Origin of the sequence: uncultured Campylobacter sp., assembly GCF_938045775.1 — a bacterium.
Taxonomy (GTDB): domain Bacteria; phylum Campylobacterota; class Campylobacteria; order Campylobacterales; family Campylobacteraceae; genus Campylobacter_B.
In genome coordinates, this window is the sequence record NZ_CALIBH010000264.1 from 1 (window position 1) to 2,899 (window position 2,899).

Sequence of the window (2,899 nt, forward strand, 5' to 3'; positions counted from 1 at the left end):
CTACTCGCGATCTCACTGCATGCAGTGGATGACGAACTGCGTGAAAAACTAATGCCGATAAATCGCGCCTACAATATCGCATCGATCATGCAGGCGGTGCGCGAGTTCCCAATCGATCTGCGAAAGCGCGTGATGTTTGAATACCTAATGATCGATGGCGTAAACGATCGCCCAAGCGATGCCAAAACGCTAGTGAAGCTTCTGCACGGCATCCGCGCAAAAGTAAATCTGATCTATTTTAATCCGCACGAAGGCTCGAGCTTTGGCAGACCAAGCCCCGAAAATATGGTGAAATTCCAAGACTATCTATGCGCGCACGGTATTACCTGTACGATCCGCCAGAGCAAGGGGCTAGATATCAGTGCGGCGTGTGGACAGCTTAAACAAAGAAACGAGCAAGGTAAAATTTTATATCAAAATGGCGTCAATATGGATAAAATTTTAAAAAGATAGAAAAAGATTCGGCGATCATTTTCAGACCGTAAGGCAGATCGGCAAAAAATTTATAACGGAGTAGCAATGGACGCGCAAAAAATAATGGATGAGATCGGCATCTTCTTAGACAGATCGCTGCTCAAAAAATCCAAGATTACAAAGGCGGAAATTATCCGCTTTATCGAGGCAAAATGGGCAGAGACGGACGATGAGAAATACCGCATCTACGCCTCATACATTTACGTGGCGCGTATGGTAAATGAGTACAAATGGGCGGGCGACGCCCCAAATATGCTGCGCTGGCTAGGCGAGATGGACAAGCACGCCAGAAGCAATGAAAATCCGCCCTACGTGAGCGATTATTACAAGGGCGAATGCTACCTGGAGTGCGGCGCAGAGCAGGAGGCGCTTAAATTTTTGCGCAAAAGCTACGAAGCGAATGAGGAGTACCTTTTCACCCGCAGCCCAAAGGTCGCCGAGTTTTTTAATGCACGTCTTGCGGAGCCTAAAATTTTGCTTAAATTTGAAGATAAGGAATACGAGGACTTTAGTTTCCCGCTGCGGCTGGAGTATTTCGGTAAAATTTTAGAGCAAGAAGGCGAGTTTCGCTGCTCATTTTTAGACGAGGACGGCGAGGAGGCAAACGAGCCGCGCCGCGCACAATCGACGTACTGGAGTTTTTAAAACAAAGCCAGGAGGAAATTTTAACGGGCATCTTAACTGAAATTTTAAAAAACTACCCAAAATGGCAGAAAATTTACGACTATCCGAGCGAGACGAAAAGCGATTTCATACCCAACATCTGCACGCCGCAGGAGCTTAGCGAACTATTGGAGCTGCAAAATATCTATATCCTAGGCGGCGCGAAAGTCGGCTTTGACTTTAGCTGCTCGTGGGACATGTAGCACGGCCTAGGCTTGATGGCGCACAAAGGCAAGGTCATAAATATCGGCGAAGCAGAAGTAGCGTTTATGGCTATTTGAATAAAATAAACCAAATTTTAAAGCATAAAACAAATTTTTATAGTTACTTTTAGGCTACATTTTACGCATTTTTTTATCACTTTTACCATATGCAAATACAAGAAGCCGAAATAATAAAAATTAGATGTCATAGCTCAATCTTACGCAAATTTTTATCAATCAAATTTCATACCAATCTATAATTATGATTGCACAAATGAATAGATATAGAATTTTAGCGATACAACAAGAAATATAGCATTCTCTCTTTGCTGTTTATAAAATTTCTAGCATACCACAAATATATGCCGTCATTCAACTTCTATATTATATACTAAAACTTGCGATTATTCCAAAACAAATAACTAAAGCAATCCTCAGCTCTTACTTGTCCTCATATTTCAAGTTTTTATACTATAGATATCAAAGTCATTAATAATTACCGTCTAAAACTCATATCTCTACTTGGTGGTGTTATATTTATGGTATGTTCTTGTTTTTTACTATTTTCTAAATTAAGCACTCTCTTGCAATATTCCCCAAAAGAAGCAACTACCGTTTTGCTCCCCATGCTTGCTATCAATGCCGAGCTTTCTAAATTAACAGAGCTTCCCGCCCCACCCTTTTACTTAAATAGGAAATTAGCGTATTCGTCAAATTCTTTTTTAAATATTCCATGTTCTTGATTGTATTTTTTAAAAGAATCAACACCAGATTTAAAATCTTTTATACTGCCACCCAGCTTATCTTGAAGCATCCAATATTCATGCGCTCTGAGCTCAAATTTACCGTAATTTTCGCTACCGAAAATAAATATATGAAACCCACCGTCTAGCCAAGCTGAATTATGTGCTTTTATAGCCTTAGCGCTTTGTCCCCAATCTACATATTTTTTCTTTTCTGAGGATAAATTCTCGAATGTCCTTTTAAACTCTATAAGTAAAAACTTCCCATTGTTATGAGTTAAGGCATCACCTATTTTTTCTACATCACCATCAAGTGGAGCTATATCGATGTCCAACAAACACTGCTTTACAAAATAATACTCTACTGTTTTTTCCCACCACAACATTTTCATCCTTTATTCAAAATTACTAATATTCTAATTATGAATTATAGCTATCGCAAAATAAAATCGTCTTAAAATTTTTAATAACCATAGATGAGAAATTAATAAATTAATGCCGTTGTAACCACAAAATTTTATAAAAACCGACAAAAGCAAAATTCTGGTCATAAAAATAATCGCCGCCACCTCAAAATTTTATTGAGTTGCTTAAATTTTACCGATTTTCGCGAGATTATAAAACTCTCTTGCGGCGTCAAATTCAGTTTTTATCTCGTATCGTTCACCGCTCAGTTCAAAGCAAATTGCATTCGCGTGCAGTAACAATCTCGGCGCTCCCGTCGTCCTGACCCGCTCCGTCTCATCCATCTTTTTATCCAATATCCGCTCCGCTTGCTCTCGCGAAAGCCCATACAGCGGCTCTCCCAATATCGGC

General features: G+C 39.8%; 2 protein-coding genes and 2 pseudogenes. 2 read left to right on the forward strand and 2 right to left on the reverse strand.

The genetic code is table 11. The features are described from left to right. A pseudogene (locus Q0238_RS10950) lies at nt 1-453 on the forward strand (23S rRNA (adenine(2503)-C(2))-methyltransferase RlmN); the annotation flags it as partial. A gap of 66 nt (nt 454-519) precedes the next feature. Further along, the gene (locus Q0238_RS10955) at nt 520-1,119 is read left to right on the forward strand and encodes a hypothetical protein (protein WP_297945985.1); all 600 of its coding nucleotides are present in this window, start codon (nt 520-522) and stop codon (nt 1,117-1,119) included. 903 nt (nt 1,120-2,022) lie between these two features. Here Q0238_RS10955 and Q0238_RS10960 read toward each other — a convergent pair. Beyond that, nucleotides 2,023-2,469: a hypothetical protein gene (locus Q0238_RS10960; RefSeq protein WP_297945987.1), complete on the reverse strand. Its 447-nt coding sequence runs from the start codon at nt 2,467-2,469 to the stop codon at nt 2,023-2,025. Nucleotides 2,470-2,673: 204 nt separating this feature from the next. After that, nucleotides 2,674-2,899: pseudogene (locus tag Q0238_RS10965) on the reverse strand (RNA pseudouridine synthase); the annotation flags it as partial.

Bases quoted from the DNA above. Each gene is read 5' to 3' on its own strand.
- Q0238_RS10960 (WP_297945987.1), bottom strand. From the start codon at position 2,469: ATGTTGTGGTGGGAAAAAACAGTAGAGTATTATTTTGTAAAGCAGTGT.
- Q0238_RS10955 (WP_297945985.1), top strand. From the start codon at position 520: ATGGACGCGCAAAAAATAATGGATGAGATCGGCATCTTCTTAGACAGA.